The sequence below is a fragment of the Amycolatopsis sp. CA-126428 genome (assembly GCF_002904335.1).
Lineage (GTDB): Bacteria > Actinomycetota > Actinomycetes > Mycobacteriales > Pseudonocardiaceae > Amycolatopsis.
The window spans coordinates 50,021-73,045 of record NZ_PPHF01000187.1 but is presented as its reverse complement, the minus strand read 5'-3'; the positions used below and the strand labels follow the sequence as shown (position 1 = coordinate 73,045).

Here is a 23,025-nt window from a genome sequence, read left to right as displayed (position 1 = left end):
CCACTACGTCGGCGCGACGGCCTGACTGTCTACAACGCCCGGTTCGGCTGGGTCGTCGATCCGGAGGAAAAGCCGCGCAGCCGCAGGCTGTTGGCGACGACGAAGACCGAACTGAACGCCATCGCCGCGCCCGCGATCATCGGGTTCAGCAGCCCGGCCGCGGCCAGCGGCAGCGCCGCCAGGTTGTACGCGAACGCCCAAAACAGGTTGCCCTTGATCGTGCGCAGCGTCCGGCGGGACAGCCGGATCGCGTCGGCGACCGCGCGTAGGTCGCCGCGGACCAGCGTGATGTCGCTTGCCTCGATCGCGACGTCCGTGCCGGTGCCCATCGCCAGCCCGAGGTCGGCCTGGGCCAGTGCCGGCGCGTCGTTCACGCCGTCGCCGACCATCGCGACGACCTTGCCCTCGTCCTGCAGCCGCTTGACGACGTCGAGCTTGTCGGCCGGGAGAACTTCGGCGATCACCTCGTCGATGCCGACCTCGTCGGCCACCGCCCGCGCCACCGCCGTGTTGTCGCCGGTCAGGAGCACCGGCGTCAGGCCCAGTTCACGCAGCTGGGCGATCGCCTCGGCCGAGGTGGGCTTGACGGTGTCGGCGACCACCAGGACGCCGCGGGCCGCACCGTCCCAGGCCACCGCGACCGCGGTGTGCCCTCGTTCCTCGGCCGCGGTCTTGGCCTCGGCGAGGTCGTCGGTCAGCGGCTGGCTCCAGTCCGCCGGTAACGCCGTCCTGCCCACCAGAACCGCATGACCGTCGACGATCCCCTGGACCCCGAGGCCTTCGACGTTCGTGAAGTCCTCGACGGCAGGCAGCTCGACGCGTTCCCGCGCGCCGCGAGCGATCGCGGTGGCGATCGGGTGCTCGGATGCGTCTTCCAGCGCGCCGGCCAGCCGCAGCAGTTCGGTCTCGTCGACGCCCTCGGCCACGTGCACGCCGACCAGCGTCATCCGCCCGGCCGTCACCGTGCCGGTCTTGTCGAGCACGACCGTGTCGATGCGGCGGGTGGACTCCAGGACCTCCGGGCCCTTGATCAGCACGCCTAGCTGAGCGCCACGGCCGGTGCCGACGAGCAGCGCGGTCGGCGTGGCCAGGCCGAGTGCGCACGGGCAGGCGATGATCAGCACCGCGACCGCCGCGGTGAACGCCGCCGCCGTGCCGACGTCGGTGCCGAGCCAGAACCCGAGCGTGGCGGCCGCCAGGCCGATCACGATCGGCACGAACACGCCCGAGATCCGGTCGGCCAGCCGCTGGACCTGGGCCTTGCCGCTCTGGGCGTCCTCGACCAGCTTGGCCATCTGCGCCAGCTGGGTGTCCGCTCCGACGCGGGTGGCCCGGACGACCAGCCGGCCGCCCGCGTTCACCGTCGCCCCGGTGACCGCGTCGCCTTCGCCGACCTCGACGGGCACCGGCTCACCGGTGAGCATCGAGGCGTCCACGGCGGACTTGCCTTCCTCGACGACGCCGTCGGTGGCGATCTTCTCGCCGGGCCGCACGACGAACCGGTCCCCCACCGCGAGCTCGGACGTCGGGATGCGGACCTCGGCGCCGCCCCGCAGGACGGCGACCTCCTTCGCGCCCAGCTCCAGTAGCGCCCGCAGCGCGGCGCCGGCGCGGCGCTTGGACCGCGCCTCGAAGTAGCGGCCGGCCAGGATGAACGTGGTGACGCCGGCGGCGACCTCGAGGTAGATGTTGCCCGCGCCGTCCGAGGGCGCGATCGTCAGCTCGAACGGGTGCACCATGCCCGGCGTCCCGGCCGTGCCGAACAGCAGCGCCCACACCGACCACGCGGACGCGGCCAGCACCCCCATCGACACCAGGGTGTCCATGGTCGCGGCGCCGTGGCGCAGGTTCGTCCACGCCGCCCGGTGGAACGGCCAGGCACCCCAGGTGACGACCGGCGCGGCCAGCGTCAGCGAAATCCACTGCCAGTACGTGAACTGCAGCGCCGGGACCATGGCGAGGAGGATCACCGGCACCGCGAGCACGGCGCTGGTGATCAGGCGCTGCCGCAGCGGCCGCGTCGGGTCGTCGTCGTCCGGCTCCGGCTCGGGCTTCTCCGGCTGCGGCAGCGCCGCGCCGTAGCCCGCCGCCTCGACCGTGGCCACCAGCGTGGCCGGGTCGACCCCCTCGGGCGCGTGCACGCGCGCCTTCTCCGTGGCGTAGTTGACCGACGCGGTGACGCCGTCGAGCTTGTTGAGCTTGCGTTCGATGCGGTTGGCGCAGGACGCGCAGGTCATGCCCCCGATCGCGAGTTCGATCTCGGTCATGATCGGCTCTCCTTCCGCGGTCAGTGGCCGGTGGTGAGGGTGAACTCGGCGGTCCGGACGACACCGCCATGCCGGAAGTCGAGGAACAGCCGGTAGGTCCCCGCGCTGGGGACTTCGGCCGCGAACTTCACCTGCGGGCCCGCGGGCGTCTTGCCGTCACCGGGTGCGCCGTCCGGGTGGACGTGCAGGTAGGCGAGGTCGCCTTCGCGCAGCGCGACCAGGTGCCCATAGGCAGCGAGGTACGGCTGCAGGTCGGTCACCGGGATGCCGCCGCGGCTGACCGTCAGCGTCAGCGGCGACGTCTTCCCGGCCGTCAGGCCGCCGTCGAGCCGGACGGTGTAGCCGTCGACCTGCGCCGTGCGGCTCGTCGCGTAGGTCGCCGGCCGGTAGTTCCCCGCGACCGACAGATCCACGCCCAGGGTCATCGCCTTGCCGCCCGTGGGGGCGAAGTCGGCGAACGCGCGGTACGAACCCGCGGCGGGCAGCGTCAGCGGGACGCTCCACGTGCCGTCCGGCGCCATCTCCGGGTGGACGTGCTGGAAGCCCGAGGTGTCCCGGCGGACCACGATCAGGTGCAGCTGCTTCTCGTGCTCGACGTCGAAGGCGGTGACGGGCTTGCCGTCCGGACCGGTGATGGTGAACGAGAACCGGCCGGGCTCCGGAGTCGCGCCGGCCACCGCGAACGTGTAACCGTCCTTGCTCGACGCCAGTCCACCCGGCAGCTCGTCGGCCGGATCCGCCATGCCCGCGTGCTCGCCGCTCATGTCGCCATGCCCGGCGCCCGTACTGGTGGCGGCCGACACCGGGCCGACGGTGTTCCCGACGGCGAATCCCCCGGCCGCCAGCAGGGCGAGCGCTCCGCCGAACGCGGCGAGCCGTGCTGTGGTGTTCATGTCTGCTTCCCTCGCGTGCGGCCGGGACTACCCGGCGAGCTGGTAACCGGCCTCCTCGCTGACCGAAGCCACGCAGTGCGAGCAGGCCATGCCGGTCACGGTGTAGGTGCCGGTGGTCATGGCGTTCTCCTTCGCGGGACGCGCTCTCAGGACTTGACGAGGCGCGCGCCGGCCTTCGCCGCCGTAGCCGTTCATGGCTTCAACGTACCCCTAGGGGGTATGGGTTTCAAGTGAGCTGAGTCTCGTCCACACCGATTCCGGCGAGCAGGGTGCGGCTGAGCAGTACTGCGCGTTGACCACGGATCCACTATCGCAGTCAGTACTATGCCGCCTAGCACAGCGTAATCAGGCGCGTGGTTTCAGGCATTCTCGCGGCGACCTCGGTGATTCTCGTGGTCACCGTCGCCCAGCCGACGGCCACCGCCGCCCCAGTCCCTTCCGGCAAGTTCCCCCCTCCGGGTCGGAAGCGCTGGCCAAGTACCGCGAACTCGCGGCGCAGGCCGGGAAGCTCAACGAAGACCTGCTCAAAGCCCGGAGCGACCAGGACGCCAGGCAACGTGAGCTCGACAAGGCCACCGGTGACCTCGACGCGGCCAAGGACCAGGGCGCCAAGCCCAGCGAGAACCAGAAGAAGTACCAGGCCGAAGTCGACAAGTTCGCCGGCGCCTCGTTCACCGGCGGCGTCCAGCTCAACAAGCTGTCCGCGCTGCTGTCCGGTCCGTCCGCACAGGACTTCCTGGACCGCTCCTCGGCGCTGGAAGTCCTCGCGACCGAGAAGAACGGCGCGATGACCGACCTCACCGGCGCGGTCCAGCAGGCCGATGCCGCTGCCGCCAAGGCCGCGGACGCCGTGAAACGCGCGCAGGACGCGCGGGACGCCGCGGCCAAGCTGACCGAGGACATCAAGGCCAAGCAAAAGACGCTCGACGACCAGATCGAGCAGATCAAGGCGGCCGACAAGACCCTGAGCGCCGGCGATCGCGCGGGTCGGTACGGTGGAGCCATGACGACTCGCCTCGCCGGCGTCAAGCAGGTCATCCTGCTGTTCGCGCTCGCCTGGTGCGTTGTCGCCATGCACCACGTCGGGATGTCGGACGGCGCGTCGGTGTCCCCCATGAACTCCATGTCGGCGGCACAACTCGACACCGGACCGGCCGCGGCGCCCGGTGACGAGCACCCGGACATGCCGAGCGACGCGCACGGCCTCCTGCACCTGTGCCTCGCCGTGTTGTCCGCCGCCGGTGCGGCACTGCTCGCCTTGCTTGCCCTGTGGTCGTTTTCCCGGTCGGCCGCGCTATCGGCGGCGACGACCGGCTCGCCCAGGTCGGCGCGCCCCGAGCGCCCACCCGACAGACTGGGGCGCACGGTCCTCACTTCGCTTTGTGTGTTGCGGGTGTGATCGACCGGACCCACGCGGTACCGATCGATTTCCCCAAGAACTCACAGCGAAGGATTTGTCATGCGCAAAACACTTGTCATCGGCGGCATCGCGCTGGCCTCCGCCGTTCTCCTCGGCGCCTGCAGCAGCAGCGACTCCCCGTCCGGGATGTCCGGGATGCCGTCGACCTCCGCGCCGGCGCCGGGTCAGCAGGCGGGCCACAACGCCGACGACATCGCGTTCGCCCAGCAGATGATCCCGCACCACAGCCAGGCACTGGACATGGCGAAGCTCGTGCCGTCCCGCAGCACCAACCCCAAGGTGATCGACCTGGCGAGCCGGATCGAGAAGGCCCAGGACCCCGAGATCAAGACGATGCAGGGCTGGCTCACCAGCTGGGGCGCCGGGACCACGTCGTCGGCGATGCCGGACATGGACCACGGCATGCCCGGCCTGATGTCCGATGCCGACATGAAGAAGCTCGAGGGCGCCAAGGGTGCCGAGTTCGACAAGATGTGGCTCGACATGATGATCAGGCACCACCAGGGCGCGATCGACATGGCCAAGACCGAGCTCCAGAAGGGCAGCAACGCCGACGCGAAGGCGCTCGCCCAGAAGATCATCGACGCCCAGCAGGCGGAGATCACCGAAATGCGGGGCATGCTCTCGCAGAGCTGACCCCCGTGCGCCGGGCCGGTCACCGAGACCGGCCCGGCGCTTCACCGGACTCTGACTACTGCCTGTCTAGTACTTGTGCACCTAGTACTAACAGCGGCCGTTGCGGGGCGAACGGCACCTGATCGGTGCGCGACGCGTCGTCGGCTGATCCGCAGGCAGTACCCTGGCCGCGGAGGTGCCATGCGGCGGTTGGGTGAGCTCGAGGCGTCGGTGATGGACGTGCTCTGGAACGCGACGGAACCCATGAAGGTCCGGGATGTCCTGGCCGAGGTCAACCGAGACCGCGAGCTGGCGTACACGACCATCATGACGGTGCTGGACAACCTGCACCGCAAGGACTGGGTCGTCCGCGAACTGGACGGCCGCGCGTACCGGACCAGGCGGCCACGACGCGTGAAGAAGCCACCGCGCAAAACCTCCGGGACGTGCTCGACTCGGCCGGCGACCGGGAGTCCGTGCTGCTGCACTTCGCCGCGGCCGTGACCGAGGAGGAGTCGGACATCCTCCGCCGGGCCCTGCGCCGGAAGCCGCGGAAGCGGTGATCCCCGCGGCGGCTCTGCTGCTCGGCGTGGTGCTGGTGGCCTGGTGGTCACCGCACCCGCTGAGCAGGCTGACCGCCGCCGGTGCCGCCCCCGGCACAGCGATCGCCTGGTGGCTGCTGACCGCCACCGGGGTGATCGCCGGTGCCATCGGCGGCGTGGTGCTGCTGGTGCTGCCGGACCACGGACCGGCGACCGCGATCATGCGGGTTCTGCACGGCTGCTGGTCGGCGGTCGGCCACGGTGGCCTGCCGAGCCTCGACCCGATCGTCGCCACCGCGGCCGGCGCCGTGGTCCTCGGCGTGGGCGGCCGGCTCGCACTGGCTTCCGCGAGACGTCGTCAGCGCCGCAACCTCCTGCACCGGCGCCATCTCGAAGCCCCCCGGCTGTCGGGAACCACGACCAGCCGGCCGGTGCCCACCCTGTGGCTCGCTGAGAACGAGCCGATCGCCTACAGCCTCGGCGGACGCCGGGCGCTGATCGTCGCCAGCACCGGGCTCAAGGACCGGCTTTCCGACGCCGAGCTGCGGGCCGTGCTGGCCCACGAACGCGCGCACGTCCACGGCCGCCACCACCTGCTGACCGCCGTCGCCGAGGTGCTCGGCCGCACGCTGCGGTTCCTGCCGCTGATGCGCGAACTCCCCGGAGCGGTCCGGTTGCTCGTCGAACTCTCCGCCGACCGGACCGCGGCCGGCCGGTGCGGTCCCGAACCACTCGGCTCGGCGCTGCGCTCGATCCGCGCCGCCGGCGGACCGCGCCGGGCACTGGCCATGTCGGGCGGCGACACCGCGATCCGGCTGCACTGGCTCACCACCGCGCCGGAACCCCGATCCCGATTCGCCACGCGGCTGACGGCCGTCGCCGTGGGCGGTCTGGCGCTGCTGGCGCCGCCCACCGTGGCGGCCGGACTGGTCGTCGGGACCGGCCTGATCTCCTGTCCGTGACCGGCGCTTCGCTTACCTGGTCAGCGCCGACGCGCACTGACCAGGTGAGCGGAGCCCGACCATCGGCGGGCGCCACCGCTGAGCGTCCGGTCCGGGCCTCGCCGAGTACACCGAACTCGTTTTCCGAGCCCTGCACCAGATGTGAGCCGAGGGACGACATGAGCGCCGGCACCCAGCTCCGCCGACCGCTCGTGTGGCTGGCCGAACTCGCCGGGCACACCCCGCTGCGGCCCGCGCTGACCACCGGACCACGTCCGTCCCGGCCGGCGTCGCGCGGATGAGCACCGAGTCCCCCGGCCCCGGCTCCACTGTCGCGCTGTGGCCGTTGTACGCCGCGGGGTTCGTGACGGCGTTCGGCGCGCACAGCATCGCCGCCAGTCTCGGCGCCTACACCCGCGGCGAACACGCCTCCCTGCTCACCCTGGGCCTGTTGCTGGCGCTCTACGACGGCGCCGAGGTGATCCTGAAGCCGGTGTTCGGGTCGCTGGCCGACCGGATCGGGCCCCGCCCGGTCCTGCTCGGCGGCCTGCTCGCGTTCGCCGCCGCGTCCGCCGCCTTCGTCCTCGCCGGGAACCCGGCCGCGGTGGGACTGGCCCGGCTGGGCCAGGGCGCCGCCGCGGCGGCGTTCTCCCCCACCGCCGGCACGCTCGTCGCCCGGCTGTCCCCGCCGAAGCGGCAAGGCCGCGCGTTCGGCGGCTACGGCGCGTGGAAGAGCCTCGGCTACACCTTCGGCCCGCTGCTCGGCGGTGTCCTGATCACCCTCGGCGGATTCCCGCTGCTGTTCGCCACCCTCGCCGTCCTCGCGCTGGCCGTCACCGGCTGGGCGGCGGCGGTCGTGCCCAGCGCGCCACCGCTGCCACGAACCCGCCAGACCGTGCTGGACCTGGCCCGCCGCCTGGCGTCCCCGGGTTTCCTGCGCCCGACCGCGACGCTCGCCGCCACGACCGCGGCGCTGGCGGTCGGCGTGGGATTCCTGCCGGTGACCGGCGCCGCGGCCGGGCTGCCTCCGGTGGTCACCGGCGCGGCCGTGTCCCTGCTGGCCCTGTGCTCGGCGCTGGTTCAGCCGTGGTCCGGCCGCGCCCGCGACGCCGGATGGCTGCGCGACGGGGCCGGCATGGCCGGCGGGCTCGCCCTGGCCGCCACCGGAATGGCGCTGGCCGCCGTGGTTCCCGGGGTCACCGGGGTGCTGGCCGCTGCGGTGGCGGTCGGGGCCGGGGTGGGGCTGGCGACGCCGCTCGGGTTCGCGCACCTCGCCGCGGCCACCCCGGCCGAGCGGCTCGGGCAGACCATGGGCGCGGCCGAGGTCGGCCGGGAACTCGGCGACGCCGGCGGCCCGCTGCTGGTCGGCACGATCGCCGTGGTGGCCACCCTCGGCGCCGGGTTCCTCGGCCTGGCCATCCTGCTCGGCGTCGCCGCTTTGACCGTGCTCGGCGCGCGAACCACGGCAGACGGAACCGACAGCTGACCGGCAGCCAGGCCGGCCCCTCCACCCGCGGCCACGGACGGCTTCACCGCCGAACCTGTCACTTGCCGATCTGCCGGGCGCGCGGCCGGTGCGGCTGGGCGTGCTCGCCGGACCGCTCCTCGCGGATGTCGCGGTCGACGTGGTGCAGCAGGGCCCACCGGACCTTGATCCGGGGCGGGTCCGCGAGGAGCCGGAAAGACTCGGCGGCGAGCTAACTTGGGTAAGACACCTCGATGCTCGGCGAAAGCGGAGACGAAGATGGCAACACCGGGCCACGACCAGCACCCACACGGCCACGGCCATACCCACGGCCAGACGCGGCCCGGCCGCCTCTCCGCGCTGCGGCACCAGCTGCGGCACCTGCTCACGCCGCACAGCCACGACAGCGCCGACCGCGTCGACACCGCGCTCGAGACCAGCAAGCGGGGCATCCGCGCGCTGGTCTGGTCCTTCACCGCGCTCTTCGTGACCGCGGTGGTCCAGCTGGCGCTGGTGCTCGTCACCGGATCCGTCGCCCTGCTGGGCGACACGATCCACAACTTCGCCGACGCGCTCACCGCGCTCCCGCTCGGGATCGCGTTCCTGCTCGGCCGCCGCGCCGCCACCCGCCGCTACACCTACGGGCTCGGCCGGGCCGAAGACCTCGCCGGCGTGCTCGTCGTCCTCCTCATCGCCGCCTCGGCCGCCCTCGCCGGCTACGAAGCCGTCCTGAGGTTGCTCGACCCCCGGCCGGTCGAACACCTCTGGGTCGTCGCCATCGCGGGGATCGTCGGCTTCGCCGGCAACGAGCTGGTCGCCCGTTACCGCATCACCGTCGGCCGCCGGATCGGCTCGGCCGCCCTCGTCGCCGACGGCCTGCACGCCCGCACCGACGGCTTCACCTCCCTCGCCGTCGTCCTCGGCGCCGCCGGCGTCGCCCTCGGCTTCCCCGCGGCCGACCCGATCATCGGCCTCGTCATCACCGTCGCCATCCTGTTCGTGCTCCGCGACGCCGCGAAGGAGGTCTTCCGCCGCCTGCTGGACGCCGTCGACCCGGCCACCGTCGACCTCGCCGAACGCACGGCCCGCGAGACCACCGGCGTCCACGACGCCGGCGACGTGCGAATGCGCTGGATCGGGCACACCCTGCGCGCCGAACTCAGCGTGCAGGTCGACGCCGGTCTCACCATCGCGCAGGCCCACCAGCTCGCCCACGAGGTCGAACACCGGCTCCTGCACGCGGTGCCGCGGCTGACCGCGGCGGTCATCCACACCGAGCCCGCCGGCAACGCCCGATCCGCGCACGAAACCGTGGCGCACCACGGGACACCGCGGTACTGACCGGGTTCAGACCTCGATGTGGGAGCCCATGATCACCGTGCGGTCGCGGGGCAGCCCGAAGTACTCCGCGGCGTCGGCGGTGATGTAGGACGTGGCGATGAACAGCCGCTTGCGCCACCCCGCCATGGTCGGCTCCTTGCCGCGGAGCAGCTCGATCTTGGACAGGAAGTAGGAGGCCTCCTCCAGGTTCAGCCGGCCCTCGGTCTGCTCCGGCGTGAGCTGCGCCAGGGCACTCGGGACGTCCGGGGTTTCCATGTAGCCGAAGCGGGCGGTGACGAAGACGATCCCGTCGTCCCGGTAGCCCAGGTCCTCGACGGTCACCCGCTCGGCGTCCGGGATCCGCGGGACCGGCTCGGTCTCCAGCGACAGGATCACCACGTGCTCGTGGCGCACGTGGTTGTGTCCGGCGTTGGCGCGCAGGGCCAGCGGTGCCGTGCGGCCGCCGCGGTTGAGGAACACCGCCGTTCCGGGCACCCGCATGGTCGGGGTCTCCCGGTCGCGCAGCTGCTCGATGAACTGCGGCAACGAGCCTTCCCGGCGTTCGCGTTCGGCGGTGACGACCTCGCGCCCGCGCTGCCAGGTGATCATCACCGTGAACGCCGTCAGGCCGATCAGCAGCGGCAGCCACGCGCCGTGCACCAGCTTGGTCAGGTTGGCCCCGACGAACAGCAGGTCGACGACCAGCAGCACGGCCGCGCCGATCCCGATCAGCCAGCGCGGCGTGCCCCACTTCGCGCGGGCGACGTAGAAGAACAGCAGCGTGGTGATGGTGATCGTGCCGGTCACCGCCATGCCGAAGGCGAACGCGAGCGCGGCTGAGCTGCGGAACGCGAAGATCAGCGTCAGCACCGAGACCAGCAGGAGCCAGTTGACCCACGGCACGTAGATCTGGCCCCGCTCGGTCTCCGACGTGTGCGCGATCCGCAACCTCGGCAGGTAACCCAGCTGGGCGGCCTGCGACGCGACCGAGAACGCCCCGGTGATCACCGCCTGGGACGCGATCACCGTCGCGGCCGTGGCCAGCAGCACCATGAGCAGGCGTCCCCAGCCGGGGACGAGGAGGAAGAACGGGCTGCTGATGTTGGCCGGGTCCTCGAGGATCAGCGCACCCTGGCCGAAGTAGCTGAGCACGCAGGCCGGCAGCACCAGGAACAGCCAGCCCCGCGTGATCGCCTTGCGGCCGAAGTGGCCCATGTCCGCGTAGAGGGCTTCGGCGCCGGTGACCGCGAGCACGACCGCGGCCAGCGCGAAGAACGCGATGTCGAAGTGGCCGATCATGAAGCCCAGCGCGTACGTGGGCGAGAGTGCCTTGAGGATCTCCGGATGCCCGGCGATGCCGGTGATCCCGAGCAGGCCGATCACCGCGAACCAGACGATCATCACCGGCCCGAAAACACGCCCGACCGCCGCTGTGCCGCGCTTCTGCACGAGGAACAGCCCCACCGCGATCACGGCGGTGATCGGCACGATCCAGCCTTCGAACGACTCGTCGACGACCTTGAGACCTTCGACGGCGGACAGCACCGACATCGCCGGCGTGATCATGCTGTCGCCGAAGAACAACGCGGCACCGAAGATGCCCAGCCCGGCCAGCACGACGGCGGCGCGTTGGCCGCGCGGCCCGCTCCAGCGGCGCAGCAGGGTGATCAGCGCCATGATGCCGCCCTCGCCGTCGTTGTCGGCGCGCATGGCGAGCAGCACGTAGGTGACGGTGACGATGATCATCACCGACCAGAAGATCAGCGACACCACGCCGAAGACGTTCTCCGTGCTCACCGGCACCGGGTGCGGGTCGGCCGGGTTGAACACCGTCTGCAGCGTGTAGATCGGGCTGGTGCCGATGTCCCCGAACACCACGCCGAGCGCACCGACCACCAGCCCCAGCCGGGCCACGTCGCGCGCGGGCGACGGCGTGCTCTCCGCCGTGGTCGTCTCCTGGCTCACGCGTCCTCCTCCGGCCAGTGCGCCTGGCGCATCGAGGCGGAACCCTACCGATCCACTGTGGCCGGACGACGTCGATCGCGGCGGGTCGCGGGAAGCTTTACGCGTATTGACGGTTTCTTAGCGCCGGCGAACCCGGACACCTTCCCGTCGCCAGGGTCCACCCGGACGAGACCCGGGGTCAAGCCGACGTCAAGGTCCCGCCGGCGGAACTGCCGGGCTCGCTCAGTCCTCCAGCCCCGCGTGCTCCAGGTCGAGCAGCCGCTGGATCCGCCGCCGGGTGCCGTCGGTGATCTCGCCCGCCTCGAACAGGCGAGTGAGCTCGGCCGCCTCGATGTCGATCAGCTCGCGCTTCAGGGCGCGGTAGTCGATTCCGCGCACCCAGTCCGCGGTCTCCTCGCCGGTGTCGCCGCGGATGTGGTCGAGCCGGGCCTGCCAGCCCGCGCGCAGCTGGTCGACCACGAACGCCGGCGTCGACTCGGTCTCGGCCAGGTGCTCCAGGTGGGACAGCCCGGCTTCGGCGAGCTTCCGGCGCGCGGTGCCGTACTCCGTCCGCAGGTCGGCCGGGTCTAGGGCGATCCCCGCCCGGCGCACCAGCGGCGCGAGCGTGAAGCCCTGGACCACGAGGGTCAGCACGATCACCGCCGTCGTCAGCAGCAGCACCAGGTCGCGCGCGGGCAGCGCGGAACCGTCCATGGTGGACACCGGCAGCGACAGCGCTGCCGCCAGCGGCACCACACCCCGCGCACCCGCCCAGGACACGACCGCGGGAACCTGCCAGGAGATCCGGCCGTCCTGCCGCCGCTGCCGCAGCGCCGAAAGCACGAACACCAGCAGCAGCCGCGCCACGACCAGCGTCGCCGCGATCGCCAGCGCCTGCAGCAGCCACCACGCCCCGCCGCCGGCCACCCGCCGCACCAGCGCCGGCAGCTGCAGCCCGATCAGCCCGAACACGACGCTCTCCAGCAGGAACACCACGGTCTGGTACACCGCGCCGACCTGCAGCCGGATCCGCGCCGTCGTCAACCGCTCGGCCTGCGTCCCGAGAATCACGCTCGCCACCACGACCGCCGTCACCCCCGACCCGCCGACCGACTCCGCGACGACGTACCCCGCATACGGCGTCACCAGGGAGATCACCGTCTCCAGCACCGGGTCCTCGGTGCGCCGCCGGATGAGGAACGCCCCGAGCGCCGTCAGGACCCCGACCGCCACCCCGCCGCCCGCGAGCACGCCGAACTCCGCGAGCGTCCGCCCCCACGACGCGGCCCCGCCGGCCACGGCCAGGAACAGCGCCACCCGGAACAGCAGCAAGCTGGTCGCGTCGTTGAACAGGCTCTCGGCCTGGATCAGCGCCTGCACCCGCGGCGGCAACGCCAGCCGCCGCGCCAGCGCCGTCACGGCGACCGGGTCGGTGCTCGCCAGCACCGCGCCCAGCACGAACGCCATCCCGACCGGCAACGGCGTCACCGCGACCGCGATCCCGACCACCGCCGCGGCCGACAGCAGCACCAGCCCGACCGACAGGACCGCGACCGGCCGCCCCACCGCGCGCAGGTCCCGCCACGGCAGCTCCTCCCCCGCGGCGAACAGCAGCGGCGGGAGCACGACCAGGCTGATCACCTCGGGCGTCACCTGCACCACCGGGACGCCAGGCAACAGCCCCACGACGACACCGACGACGACCAGCAGCGACGGCGCGGGAACGCGCAGCCGCCGCGCGAACGTGGCCACGACGGTCGCCACGACCACGAGGAACAGGACGGTTTCCACGCCGCGCATGAGCCGGTCCTTCCGATCCGAAATCCGGATGCCGACCAGACTTCCCGGCGCGCCGCGCTCAGCCTACGCGACGCGCCCGCACGACCGGGCCCACGACCGGCGTACCCCCACTAGCCTTGAGGCGGTGACGATCGAGCTGGTCCTGCTGCCGCGGGTGGCCCACCGCGGCCGGGAAATCACCAGCCCCCGCCTCGGCGGGCTGCTCGCCCTGCTCGCCGACGACCTCCGCACCGGCGTGAGCACCGCCCGCCTGATCGAGGGGCTCTGGCCGGATGAGCGACCGGAGCATCCCGCCAAGGCGCTGCAGGTGCTGGTGTCCCGCGCGCGAGCCCAGCTCGGCCACGACGTCATCGAAGCCACGCCGTCCGGCTACCGGCTCACCCTGGCCGAGAACCGGGTGGACGCCGGCGCGCTCGTGCTCAGCGCGGCCGCCTGCGCCCGGCTTTCCCGCGAAGGCGACCACGAAGCCGCGCTGGCCCACGCCGAGGCCGGCCTGGCGCTCTGGACGGCACGCGGCAACCCCGGCAGCGCCGATCCGCTCGGCGCGCTGCGGACGGCCCGCGCGTCCACCAGCCGGTGGCTCGTCCGGGCCCGTGCGCTGTGCCGCTCGCGGCTGGGCCGGGCCGCGGAGGCGATCGACGAGCTGATCGAGCTGGCGTCCGAATGGCCGCGCGACGAGGAACTCCTGGGAGAACTGCTGCGCAGCGAAGCCGCGACGGCCGGGCCCGCCGCCGCACTGGCCCGCTACGAGGACTACCGGCGCCGGGTGCGCGACGAACTCGGCGGCGACCCCGGACTCGCGCTGCGCGAGCTGCACCAGCGGCTCCTGCAGGGCGAAGCACCCGCGGTCCGCCACGGCGTCGCCCACGAGCCGAACCCGCTGCTCGGCCGGGACCCCGACCTGGCCGCCGTCGACGGGCTGCTGCGGACGTCCCGGGTCACGTCGATCGTCGGCGCGGGCGGCCTGGGCAAGACCCGGCTGGCGCACGCCGTCAGCCGCCGGGCCGAGCAGCGGATCGTGCACTTCGTGCCGCTCGCCGGCATCGCCCGCGACGACGAGGTCGCCACCGAAGTCGCCTCGGCGGTCGGTGGTGCCGACGCGGGCGGCCCGCCGGGCAGCCGGCCGCCCGGCCCGCGCGACGCCGTGACCGGCATCCTCGAAGCGCTCGGCCCCGGCCCGGCGCTGCTGGTGCTCGACAACTGCGAACACGTCGTGCGCGGCGTGGCCGACCTCGTCCGGACGCTCGTCGCGCTGAGCGCGGACCTGCGAGTGCTCACGACCAGCCGGACACCCCTGCACCTCTCTTCGGAGTCGGTCCACGCACTGCCGGAACTGAGCCCGGCGACCGCCGCCGAACTGTTCCGGCAGCGGGCCCGTTCCGTCCGGCCGGACGTCGAGCTGCCGGACGAGGACGTCCGGCAGCTGTGTGCGCACCTCGACGGCCTGCCGCTCGCGATCGAGCTGGCCGCCGCCCGCTGCCGGGTCATGTCCGTCGCCGAGATCACCCGGCACCTCGGCGACCGGTTCGCGCTGCTGCGCGGCGGCGCCCGGGACGCCCCGCCGCGGCACCGCACGCTGGCGGCCGTGATCGGCTGGAGCTGGGCCCTCCTCGACCAGCGGGGACAGGCCGCCATGCGGGCGCTGTCGATCTTTCCCGGCGGCTTCACCGCCGACGCCGCCCGGCACCTGCTCGGCGCCGACGCCGTGGACCTGCTCGACCAGCTCGCCGGCCACTCGCTGCTCAAAGTCCTGAACACCCCGGCGGGCACCCGGTTCCGGATGCTGGAGACGGTCCGCGAGTTCGGTGCCGCGCGCCGCGAGGAAGCCGGCGAAACCGGGCAGAGCACCGCCGGCTTCCTGACCTGGGCGGTCGAGTTCTCCTTGGCCCACCACGAAGCACTTTTCGAAGCCGGCCTCGTCCCGGCCATGCGGCAGGTGAGCGCCGAGCAGGACAACCTGGTGCACGCGCTGCGGCACGGCATCGACCACGAAGACGGCGCGACCGTGGCGGCGACCGCCGCCGTCCTGGGCGGCCTGTGGACCTTCGAATCGAACTTCGGCCGGATGGCCGCGCTGGTCGAGGACACCGCCTGGCTGCTCTCACACTTCCGGCCCGAGCCCGGCCTCGTGGCCGCGACCCGCGCGGCGCTGGTGCTGAGCGCGGTGAACAGCTTCCTGTTGCAGGGCCCCCGGCCCACCCGCTCGCTGGTCGCCCTCCGCCACCTCCCGCCCGCCGCCTCCGGCACCCTGGTCCACGCCACCGAGACGGTGCTCCGCACCGTGGCCGCACCGGACTTCGCCCCGTTGTTCGCGTTGTGCAGCAACGAAAATCCGCTCGTCGCCGGGCTGGCCGAGGGGGTCGCCAGCTACGCGTGGTCCGCCCTCGACGATCCGGACCGCGCCCTGGCCGCAGCCGAACGCATGGTCGCCGCGTTCGACAACCACGATTCGCCGTGGCTGCGCGCCGTTGCCCACGCCCGGGTCGGGGAACTGTGCCTGGATCTCGAGCGCGGGGAAGAAGCACGGCGGTCGATCGGCACGGTGCTCGCGGTGCTCGACGAAACCGGCACCTGGCCCGGCGCCGCCCGCATCCGAGGTGCGCTGGTCCTGGCCAACCTGCAGACCGGCGCGATCGACGAAGCCGAACACTGGCTCGAACAGGCCATGCTGACCGGCGGCAGCGAGGTCGCCGGGGCGTCCATGGTGGACGTCGGGGCCCGCGCGGAGATCCACCTGGCCCGCGGCGACGTCGACACGGGCCTGCGACTGTGGCGGCAGGCGGCCGAACGGCTCCGGTCCGCCAAGGACACCGGGCCCGGCGCCGACGGCTGGATGTGGGAGACCCAGGCCGTCACCGTCATCGCCCACGCCGGCCACGGACGCCTCGACCTCGTCACCGAGATCACCGGCGACCTCCCCCGCGCGCTGCCCGGCCTGCTCGAAGACCCCGGGACGTCGCTCCCGATCTGCGGTGCCCTCCTGCTGGCGCTGGCCCTGACCGACCTCGACCGCGCGCGGACCGACGGTGCGCGGGCCGAAGCGGTGCGCTTGATCGCCCTCGCCGAGCGCTTCCGGTACGTGCGCGGCTTCCACCCGACGATGTCTTCGGCCCGCATCCGGGCCGTGGCCGAACGGGCCGACGAGCCGGCGTACACCGGCGCGCAGTCGGAATACGCCGGCCTCGGCCGCGAGGAGCTACGCGCCGCGGCGCTCGCGGCGCCGGCGCTCAGCTCGCGGGATCACGCCTGAACAGCGCTCGCGCCCAGACGTAACCCACGACGGCGAACCCGGCGCACCAGGCGACGGCGATCCACACGCTGCCGCTGACCGGCGTGCCCAGCATCAGGCCGCGGAGGGTGTCGATGACCGGCGTGAACGGCTCGTGGCGGGCGAACCAGCGCACCGCCCCCGACATCGTGTCCGTGGGCACGAACGCGCTGCTGAGGAACGGCAGCACCTGCACCAGGAGGATGAACAGGTTCGCGCCCTCGGCGTTCTTCGCCGCCAATCCGACCCCGACCGCCGGCCAGGTCAGCGCCAACGCCAGCAGGACGACCAGTCCCAGCGTCGCGAACCAGCCACCGGGCTCCGCCGCGGGCCGGAACCCGAACAGCAGCGCCACCCCGACGACCAGCGTCGCGCTGACGACCGTGCGGAGCACCGCACCCAGGACGTGACCGGTGAGCACCGACACCCGGGCGATCGCCATCGTCCGGAACCGCGAAATGATCCCCTCGGTCATGTCCCGGTTCACCGCCAGCGCCGTCATCGACGCCCCGTAGCCGACGGTCATCAGCAGGATCCCCGGCACCAGGTAGTCGACGTACGCCCCATCACGGACGCCCGCCTGCATCGCGCCGCCGAACACCTCGGCGAACAGCAGCAGGAGCAGCACCGGCATGCCCAACGCCATGATCATCATGCTCGGGTACCGGCGCAGGTGCGTCAGGTTGCGCCGCAGCATGGTCGCCGAATCACGCATCGCGTAGCTCATCGAACAGGTTCCTCCTCGGTGGTGGGGTGGCCGGTGAGCGCGAAGAAGACGTCATCGAGATCCGGGGTGTGCACCGACAGGCTGCCGACGTCGACAGCGGCAGCGTCCAAGCGGTCGAGCAGCCCGCGCAACGAACGGACCCCGCCGTCACCCGGCACCTGCAGCACCAGCGCGGACTCGTCCCGGGTGCCCTCGCCGAGCGCCCGGGCGGCCGCGTCCAGGCTTTCGGCATCGGCGAACTGCAGCCGGACGTGCCCGCCGGGAACCCGCCGCTTCAGCTCGTCGGGCGTGCCTTCGGCGACCACCCGCCCGTGGTCGAGCACCGCGACCCGGCCGGCCAGCTCGTCGGCCTCGTCCAGGTACTGCGTCGTCAGGAAAACGGTCACGCCGCCCGCGACGAGGTCGCGGATGATCCGCCACATCGTGTGCCGGCTGCGCGGGTCGAGCCCGGTCGTCGGCTCGTCGAGGAAGAGGACACGCGGCTCGCCGGTGAGCGTCATCGCCAGGTCGAGCCGCCGCCGCATCCCGCCCGAGTAGGCCGAGACCAGCTTGCCCGCGGACTCGACGAGGTCGAACCGCTCGAGCAGGCCGGCCGCCTTCCGCCGGCCTTCGGCGCGGCCGAGGTGGTGCAGGTCGGCCATCAGCAGCAGGTTCTCCTCGCCGGTCAGCAGGTTGTCGACCGCCGAGAACTGCCCGGTGACGCCGATCGCGGCGCGAACGCCGTCCGGGTCGGCGGCCACGTCGCGCCCGGCGACCGAGGCCTGTCCGCCGTCGGCGTGGATCAGGGTGGACAGGATCCGCACGACGGTCGTCTTGCCCGCGCCGTTGGGCCCGAGCAGGGCGAAGATCGTGCCTTCGGGGACCTGCAGGTCGATGCCGCCGAGCACGACCTGGTCACCGAAGGACTTGCGCAGCCCGCTGGCCGCTATCGCCGGGGTGGTCACGGTTCTCCTCTCGTCCGCCGTGACCTCGGCGGTCACGGCTGCGACGAGAGTGCGCGACCTGAGTTTCAGCCTGGTTTCAAGCCGCTTTCCGCCCGGCCGGCTACTTGCCGTTGATCGACTCCTGGTAGACGTCGGCGTAGGTCCGGGAATCCTTGATCAGCTCGTCGCAGAAGGCGGCGACGTCCTCGCCGATCACCGCCAGGACTCCCCGGCCGGTCGCGGCGCTCTCCTCGAAGAAGTCGACGATCCCCGGAAGCAGGTTCCCCTCGAGCAGGTCGACCGGACCGACCTTGAACAGGTACTTCTGCATCTCTTTGTAGACGATCTGGTAGTCCGGCGGGAGGGCCTTGACCCGGGCCATGTGCGCCCGCCACTGCTTCTTGCCTTCGATGATGTCCTGGATCCCCATGTCAGCCTCCCAGCCGGCCCAGTTTTTTCGCGACGTTCCGGTTCAGCTGCGCTCGCCACCGGTCGCGGAAATCGCGGGCCCCTTCCTCGCCGGCCAGCGCCGCGCAGAAGCCCGGGATGTCCTCGCCCAGCGCGTCCTGGACGCTCTGGCCCTCCGCCGCGGTTTCTTCGAGCAGGCCCAGTGCGCCGTCGAGGATCGGCATCAGATTGCGTCCGGTGAAGCTTCCGTACGGGAGCAGGTGTTCCTTGATCTGCTCCCACGCCGTCCGGTAATCGTCCGGTAAGGCCCCGGCCCGGGCGTCGAACGCCTGGTATTCCCGGGTCATGTCACTGCCGGTGAGAGTCTCCCAGATGTTCATTCCCCGCCCTCCTTCAGTTTGTCGATGCGCGACGAGACGTACTGCCACTTCGCCCAGAACCGGGCGAGTTCTTCGCGACCCGCGTCGTTGAGCCGGTAGAACTTGCGCGGCGGTCCCTTCTCGGACGCCCGCTTCGTCACCTGGACGAGCTCGTTCTTCTCCAGCCGCAACAAGATCGTGTACACCGTCCCCTCGACGACGTCGCCGAAACCGAGGTCGTTCAGCCGGCGCGTGATCGCGTAGCCGTAGGTCTCCTCGCCGCCGATGATCTCGAGCACGCAGCCTTCGAGCGTGCCCTTCAGCATCTCGGTCAGGTCGTCCATCGCTCCTCCGGGCTTGCTCTGGCGCCACTAGTCAGTACTACTATATACCAGTACTCAGCACCACTTACTAGCTCGACAAGGGGGATGACCGATGACCGCCATCCGAGTTCGCGGCCTCGAGAAGTGGTACCAGGAGCTGCACGTCCTGCGCGGCGTCGACTTCGACGTGGCGCGAGGCAGCATCTTCGCCCTGCTCGGCTCGAACGGCGCCGGCAAGACCACCGCCGTGCGGATCCTGGCCACGCTGCTGAAGCCGGACGCCGGGACCGCCGCGATCAACGGCTTCGACGTCGTCACCCAGGCCGGCGACGTGCGGGCGGCGATCAGCCTCACCGGCCAGTTCGCCGCCGTCGACGAAATCCTCAGCGGCCGGGAGAACCTCGTCCTCATCGCCAAACTCCGGCGCCTGGAAGAGCCCGGCAAGATCGCCGACGACCTGCTGGCCCGCTTTTCCCTGACCGGCGCGGGCGCGCGGAAGGTGTCGACGTACTCCGGAGGCATGCGCCGCCGCCTGGACATCGCCATGAGCCTCATCGGCGATCCCCCGGTGATCTTCCTCGACGAGCCGACCACCGGCCTCGACCCCGAGGCCCGCATCGAGGTCTGGGCCGCGGTGAAGGGCCTCGCCGCCCGCGGCACGACGGTGCTGCTGACCACCCAGTACCTGGACGAGGCCGAACAGCTCGCCGACCGGATCGCGATCCTGCACGAGGGCCGGATCATCGTGAACGGCACCCTCGCCGAACTCAAGCAGCTCCTCCCGCCCGCCCAGGTCGAATACGTCGAGAAACAGCCGACCCTCGAAGACGTCTACTTCGCCGTCGTCGGCACCCGCACGGAAGGCGAGAACCGATGACCCCGCACGCTTTCGGTGACGCAGGCGTCCTCTTGGGACGGTCGTTGCGCCACGTCACCCGCAGCCTGGACACCATCATCACGACCGTCGTCACGCCGGTCGCCATGATGCTGATGTTCGTCTACGTCTTCGGCGGCGCGATCCACACCGGATCGGCCTCCTATGTGGACTACATGCTGCCGGGCATCCTGCTGATCACGATCGCTTCGGGCATCGCCTACACCGCGCTGCGGCTGTTCACCGACCTCAAGAGCGGGATCTTCGAGCGCTTCCACTCGATGCCGATCACGCGTTCGGCCGTGCTGTGGGCCCACGTGCTGACCTCGCTGGTCGCCAACCTGATCTCGCTCGTGATCGTCGTCGGCGTGGCGCTGCTCATGGGCTTCCGCTCGAGCGCCGGCGTCCTGGCCTGGCTCGAGGTGACCGGCATCCTGCTGCTGTTCACCCTGGCCCTGACCTGGATCGCGCTGATCGCCGGCCTCACCGCGAAGACCGCAGAGGGTGGCGGCGCGTTCTCCTACCCGCTGATCTTCCTGCCGTTCCTCAGCTCGGCGTTCGTTCCCACCGGCACGATGCCCGGGCCGGTGCGCTGGTTCGCCGAACACCAGCCGGTGACGTCGATCGTCAACACGATCCGGGCCCTGTTCACGCAGGCGCCGGTCGGCGGCGACATCTGGAGCGCCCTTGGCTGGTGCGCCGGGATCCTCGTCGTCGCCTACGTCTTCGCCACCGCGGCCTACCGCCGCAAGATCTCCTGAGCAAAACTCATGAGCTCAGGTTCCAGGCCGTCCGGAAAAGCCGGGTATGCGCCATCGAAATCCCGGGGCTCAACGCGAGTGACCGCCGCGCCGTGCCCAACGTCGACAGGCATTTCGCGCCGCCGCCGGGTTTTTCCGCTTTTCGCGGATACGCTCGGTGACCTCGGCCGGGTCGAAGACCTCCAGCACTGTCGCGGCGAAGAGCAGTAACGCTGCCAGCTCGCTCCCGAGGCGGACCGCCGCCGGGATCGGCTCCCCCGGCGCCACCGCGGGTGCCCACGACGTCAGCCCGTCGTGCCACTTCAGCAGCGACGGAACCGTCGCTTCGGCGGGCGTGAGGTCCGCGACCTTGGCGAGCAGGTCGATGTTCAGGGCGTCGAACGGGTCCCGCATCAGCTCGTGCCGGATCGCGTCGGCCCGCGCTTCCGCCTCGTGGCGGCACATGGCGAGCGCGGCCGCGCCGAGCTCGATTTCGTCGCCTTTGCCGCGGTGGGACACGAGTTCCCGCGCGCTGCGCCGCAGGTCGCGGGCGAGTCCGCCGGAAAGGACGTAACACAGGCCGACGAACGGCTTCGTCCAGCCGAGCAAGAGCCCGTAGACGATCTTCCGCGAACTCCGCATGTCCAGCAGACGCACGGCAAGCACGTCGTCGAAAGCGCTGTCGAAGACATCGACCTCTCGTGCGAAAAGCTCTGCTGGTATCGGATCCCGCGCAGCCGTTCGACCGCCAGCTCGCGCAGCTGCCCCTCCGCGGAGAGGGGTAACTCGTCGGAAAGTCCATCCGGGACAACAGGTCACGAAGCCTGCCGGCCAGCACGAACGCCGGGATGCCGATCAGCGCGCCTGCCACCGCCCCCAGCAGCTGCCAGGTGGGGCCCACCCAGCCATCCCCGGCGGTGACCATGATCAGCCCGTCGACCACCAGCGCGGTGAGGGCCACCGCCGGCCACACCCGGTCTTTGCGCCGGGCCGGCAACCGAAGCGTGCCACGAACGGATGCGCGACCCACAGCGGCCCGCGGAGACCCACGAGGGCCGGCAGCCCGGCCGTGACAGCCAGCGCGCCGCCACCCAGCACCATCAGCCACACCTGGGCCCAGCGCAGCGACATCCCGGCGAACCGGGGTTCGGGCTCGTTCCCCGGCCCGGCGGCCGGGCCGTCGCCGCCGATCACCCGTTTGCACAGCTCGGCGTAGAGGTGCAGGACGAAGTCACGGGGCTGGTAAGCCACCGGCGCCGAAACGACCACACCGAGACGCGGCCGATTCCGGGTCGCCCGCTCGTGCTCTTCGTCGTCGGGCAGGCCGCGCACTCCGCGCGTGGTGGCGAAGAACCGCACGAGCGTCGACTTGCCGACGCCACGCGGCCCGGCGATCCCGAAACTGCCGTCGCTGCGCTCGCGGATCATGCGTTCCAACCGCTCGTAAGCGTCGGTGAGCACGATCCGCTCGGTGGTGACGCTCTGCTCTCGTCGGCCACCGTGGTCCGCGGTGCCGCAAGCTCACTGGCAGTATCAGCCGGCAGCAGCGTTGTCCGAGGAGACAAGTCACCAGTGCCTCCGCGGTGTTGGAGGAAGTCGGCGAGTTTTGTCGGCGGCGGGGCGCTCGCGCGCCGACACGGAGGAGAGAACATGCCATTTCCGTTGCAGATTGCGACTTCGAGTGCAGCAGGCGCGTTGATCACCTTGATAGGCGTCTTCGTGGGATCCGTACTTTCCGGGCGCACGCAGCGGCGTCTGTGGAATCGAAGTAAGCAAATCGACGTCTGCGCCGATATTCTTTCCGAGTCGACGAGGGTATACCACGCCATGGCCGCCAAGTGGAGACGCGGCGTACCGATCGACTGGGTGACATGGAACCAAGCGCTTGCCGCGATCTGGCTTGTCGGCGAGCCAGAGGTTGTCGAGGCAGCCCTGAGCATGGACAAGACTTTCTGGAAGCAAAACGCACGAATAAATCGCGGCGAGATGACCGAAGAAAGCTGGGCGGCAGCCCTCGACACCATCGATGCCGATCGGTTGCGCTTCGCCAATACTGTCCGTGTTCACGTGTCGAGCATCAAGACCCGTCTCACGGCAATCCCTACTGGCCGCACCGTTCTGCTTCAGCATGAACACACGGAAGTGGACACGCCGGCCACTGATGGATCGGCATGAATTGCCAACCCCGGCCAACCA

General features: G+C 71.5%; 21 protein-coding genes and 1 pseudogene. 11 read left to right on the top strand and 11 right to left on the bottom strand.

Features of this window, described 5'->3' with window-relative positions:
- Positions 1-29: 29 nt before the first annotated feature.
- Both C2L58_RS47690 and C2L58_RS47685 read right to left on the bottom strand, forming a co-directional pair.
- A complete protein-coding gene (locus C2L58_RS47690) occupies positions 30-2,267 on the bottom strand; it encodes a heavy metal translocating P-type ATPase (protein ID WP_103344239.1) in 2,238 nt (745 codons plus the stop codon).
- Positions 2,268-2,287: 20 nt separating this feature from the next.
- Positions 2,288-3,160, bottom strand: coding sequence for a hypothetical protein (locus C2L58_RS47685; RefSeq protein ID WP_103344238.1), 873 nt, complete (start codon positions 3,158-3,160; stop codon positions 2,288-2,290).
- A 292-nt stretch (positions 3,161-3,452) separates the two neighbouring features.
- On the opposite strand from C2L58_RS47685, the gene C2L58_RS51200 reads away from it, so the two are divergent.
- The 7 genes and pseudogenes from C2L58_RS51200 (at position 3,453) to C2L58_RS47645 (ending at position 9,484) form a co-directional block, all read left to right on the top strand.
- On the top strand, positions 3,453-4,559 hold the full coding sequence (locus C2L58_RS51200; protein ID WP_233226341.1) for a coiled-coil domain-containing protein: 1,107 nt from the start codon (positions 3,453-3,455) through the stop codon (positions 4,557-4,559).
- Positions 4,560-4,619: 60 nt separating this feature from the next.
- A complete protein-coding gene (locus C2L58_RS47665; RefSeq protein ID WP_103344237.1) occupies positions 4,620-5,216 on the top strand; it encodes a DUF305 domain-containing protein in 597 nt (198 codons plus the stop codon).
- A gap of 180 nt (positions 5,217-5,396) precedes the next feature.
- Positions 5,397-5,758, top strand: a pseudogene (locus tag C2L58_RS47660) (BlaI/MecI/CopY family transcriptional regulator).
- Positions 5,755-6,699 carry a M56 family metallopeptidase gene (locus tag C2L58_RS47655; RefSeq protein ID WP_103344236.1) on the top strand — a complete coding sequence of 315 codons (945 nt, stop codon included), beginning with the start codon at positions 5,755-5,757 and terminating at the stop codon, positions 6,697-6,699. Before C2L58_RS47660 ends, C2L58_RS47655 begins: the two are co-directional and overlap by 4 nt.
- Before the next feature lie 158 nt (positions 6,700-6,857).
- Positions 6,858-6,980 (top strand): hypothetical protein, encoded by a 123-nt coding sequence (locus C2L58_RS51365; RefSeq protein ID WP_255410635.1) that lies wholly within the window; start codon positions 6,858-6,860, stop codon positions 6,978-6,980.
- The gene (locus tag C2L58_RS47650) at positions 6,977-8,164 is read left to right on the top strand and encodes an MFS transporter (protein WP_103344235.1); all 1,188 of its coding nucleotides are present in this window, start codon (positions 6,977-6,979) and stop codon (positions 8,162-8,164) included. The genes C2L58_RS51365 and C2L58_RS47650 overlap by 4 nt, the downstream gene beginning before the upstream one ends.
- A gap of 258 nt (positions 8,165-8,422) precedes the next feature.
- Positions 8,423-9,484, top strand: a complete 1,062-nt coding sequence (locus C2L58_RS47645; RefSeq protein WP_103344234.1) for a cation diffusion facilitator family transporter — start codon at positions 8,423-8,425, stop codon at positions 9,482-9,484.
- A 6-nt stretch (positions 9,485-9,490) separates the two neighbouring features.
- On the opposite strand, the gene C2L58_RS47640 is transcribed toward C2L58_RS47645, so the two are convergent.
- Positions 9,491-11,428 carry a potassium transporter Kup gene (locus tag C2L58_RS47640; protein ID WP_233226340.1) on the bottom strand — a complete coding sequence of 646 codons (1,938 nt, stop codon included), beginning with the start codon at positions 11,426-11,428 and terminating at the stop codon, positions 9,491-9,493.
- A gap of 222 nt (positions 11,429-11,650) precedes the next feature.
- Positions 11,651-13,207, bottom strand: a complete 1,557-nt coding sequence (locus tag C2L58_RS47635; protein WP_103344232.1) for a Na+/H+ antiporter — start codon at positions 13,205-13,207, stop codon at positions 11,651-11,653.
- Positions 13,208-13,331: 124 nt separating this feature from the next.
- Between C2L58_RS47635 and C2L58_RS47630 the strand changes: the two genes are divergently transcribed.
- On the top strand, positions 13,332-16,457 hold the full coding sequence (locus tag C2L58_RS47630; RefSeq protein WP_103344231.1) for an ATP-binding protein: 3,126 nt from the start codon (positions 13,332-13,334) through the stop codon (positions 16,455-16,457).
- Here the strand turns inward: C2L58_RS47630 and C2L58_RS47625 are convergent.
- The 5 genes from C2L58_RS47625 to C2L58_RS47605 form a co-directional block, all read right to left on the bottom strand.
- Positions 16,435-17,202: an ABC transporter permease gene (locus C2L58_RS47625; RefSeq protein WP_103344230.1), complete on the bottom strand. Its 768-nt coding sequence runs from the start codon at positions 17,200-17,202 to the stop codon at positions 16,435-16,437. The genes C2L58_RS47630 and C2L58_RS47625 overlap by 23 nt on opposite strands.
- Positions 17,199-18,146, bottom strand: coding sequence for an ATP-binding cassette domain-containing protein (locus C2L58_RS47620; RefSeq protein WP_103344368.1), 948 nt, complete (start codon positions 18,144-18,146; stop codon positions 17,199-17,201). The genes C2L58_RS47625 and C2L58_RS47620 overlap by 4 nt, the downstream gene beginning before the upstream one ends.
- Before the next feature lie 100 nt (positions 18,147-18,246).
- Complete coding sequence (locus tag C2L58_RS47615) at positions 18,247-18,555, bottom strand: DUF1048 domain-containing protein (RefSeq protein ID WP_103344229.1); 309 nt, start codon at positions 18,553-18,555, stop codon at positions 18,247-18,249.
- A 1-nt stretch (position 18,556) separates the two neighbouring features.
- Complete coding sequence (locus C2L58_RS47610; protein WP_103344228.1) at positions 18,557-18,913, bottom strand: DUF1048 domain-containing protein; 357 nt, start codon at positions 18,911-18,913, stop codon at positions 18,557-18,559.
- Complete coding sequence (locus C2L58_RS47605; RefSeq protein ID WP_103344227.1) at positions 18,910-19,236, bottom strand: PadR family transcriptional regulator; 327 nt, start codon at positions 19,234-19,236, stop codon at positions 18,910-18,912. Before C2L58_RS47605 ends, C2L58_RS47610 begins: the two co-directional genes overlap by 4 nt.
- Positions 19,237-19,327: 91 nt before the next feature.
- Between C2L58_RS47605 and C2L58_RS47600 the strand changes: the two genes are divergently transcribed.
- Both C2L58_RS47600 and C2L58_RS47595 read left to right on the top strand, forming a co-directional pair.
- Positions 19,328-20,092 (top strand): ABC transporter ATP-binding protein, encoded by a 765-nt coding sequence (locus C2L58_RS47600; RefSeq protein WP_103344226.1) that lies wholly within the window; start codon positions 19,328-19,330, stop codon positions 20,090-20,092.
- A complete protein-coding gene (locus C2L58_RS47595; RefSeq protein ID WP_103344225.1) occupies positions 20,089-20,850 on the top strand; it encodes an ABC transporter permease in 762 nt (253 codons plus the stop codon). The genes C2L58_RS47600 and C2L58_RS47595 overlap by 4 nt, the downstream gene beginning before the upstream one ends.
- A 69-nt stretch (positions 20,851-20,919) precedes the next feature.
- On the opposite strand, the gene C2L58_RS47590 is transcribed toward C2L58_RS47595, so the two are convergent.
- Together C2L58_RS47590 and C2L58_RS47585 are read right to left on the bottom strand one after the other, a co-directional pair.
- A complete protein-coding gene (locus tag C2L58_RS47590) occupies positions 20,920-21,486 on the bottom strand; it encodes a hypothetical protein (protein ID WP_103344224.1) in 567 nt (188 codons plus the stop codon).
- Positions 21,487-21,756: 270 nt separating this feature from the next.
- Positions 21,757-22,290 (bottom strand): hypothetical protein, encoded by a 534-nt coding sequence (locus C2L58_RS47585; RefSeq protein ID WP_103344223.1) that lies wholly within the window; start codon positions 22,288-22,290, stop codon positions 21,757-21,759.
- Between the two features lie 189 nt (positions 22,291-22,479).
- On the opposite strand from C2L58_RS47585, the gene C2L58_RS49120 reads away from it, so the two are divergent.
- Positions 22,480-23,004, top strand: a complete 525-nt coding sequence (locus C2L58_RS49120; protein WP_146073857.1) for a hypothetical protein — start codon at positions 22,480-22,482, stop codon at positions 23,002-23,004.
- Positions 23,005-23,025: the final 21 nt, after the last annotated feature.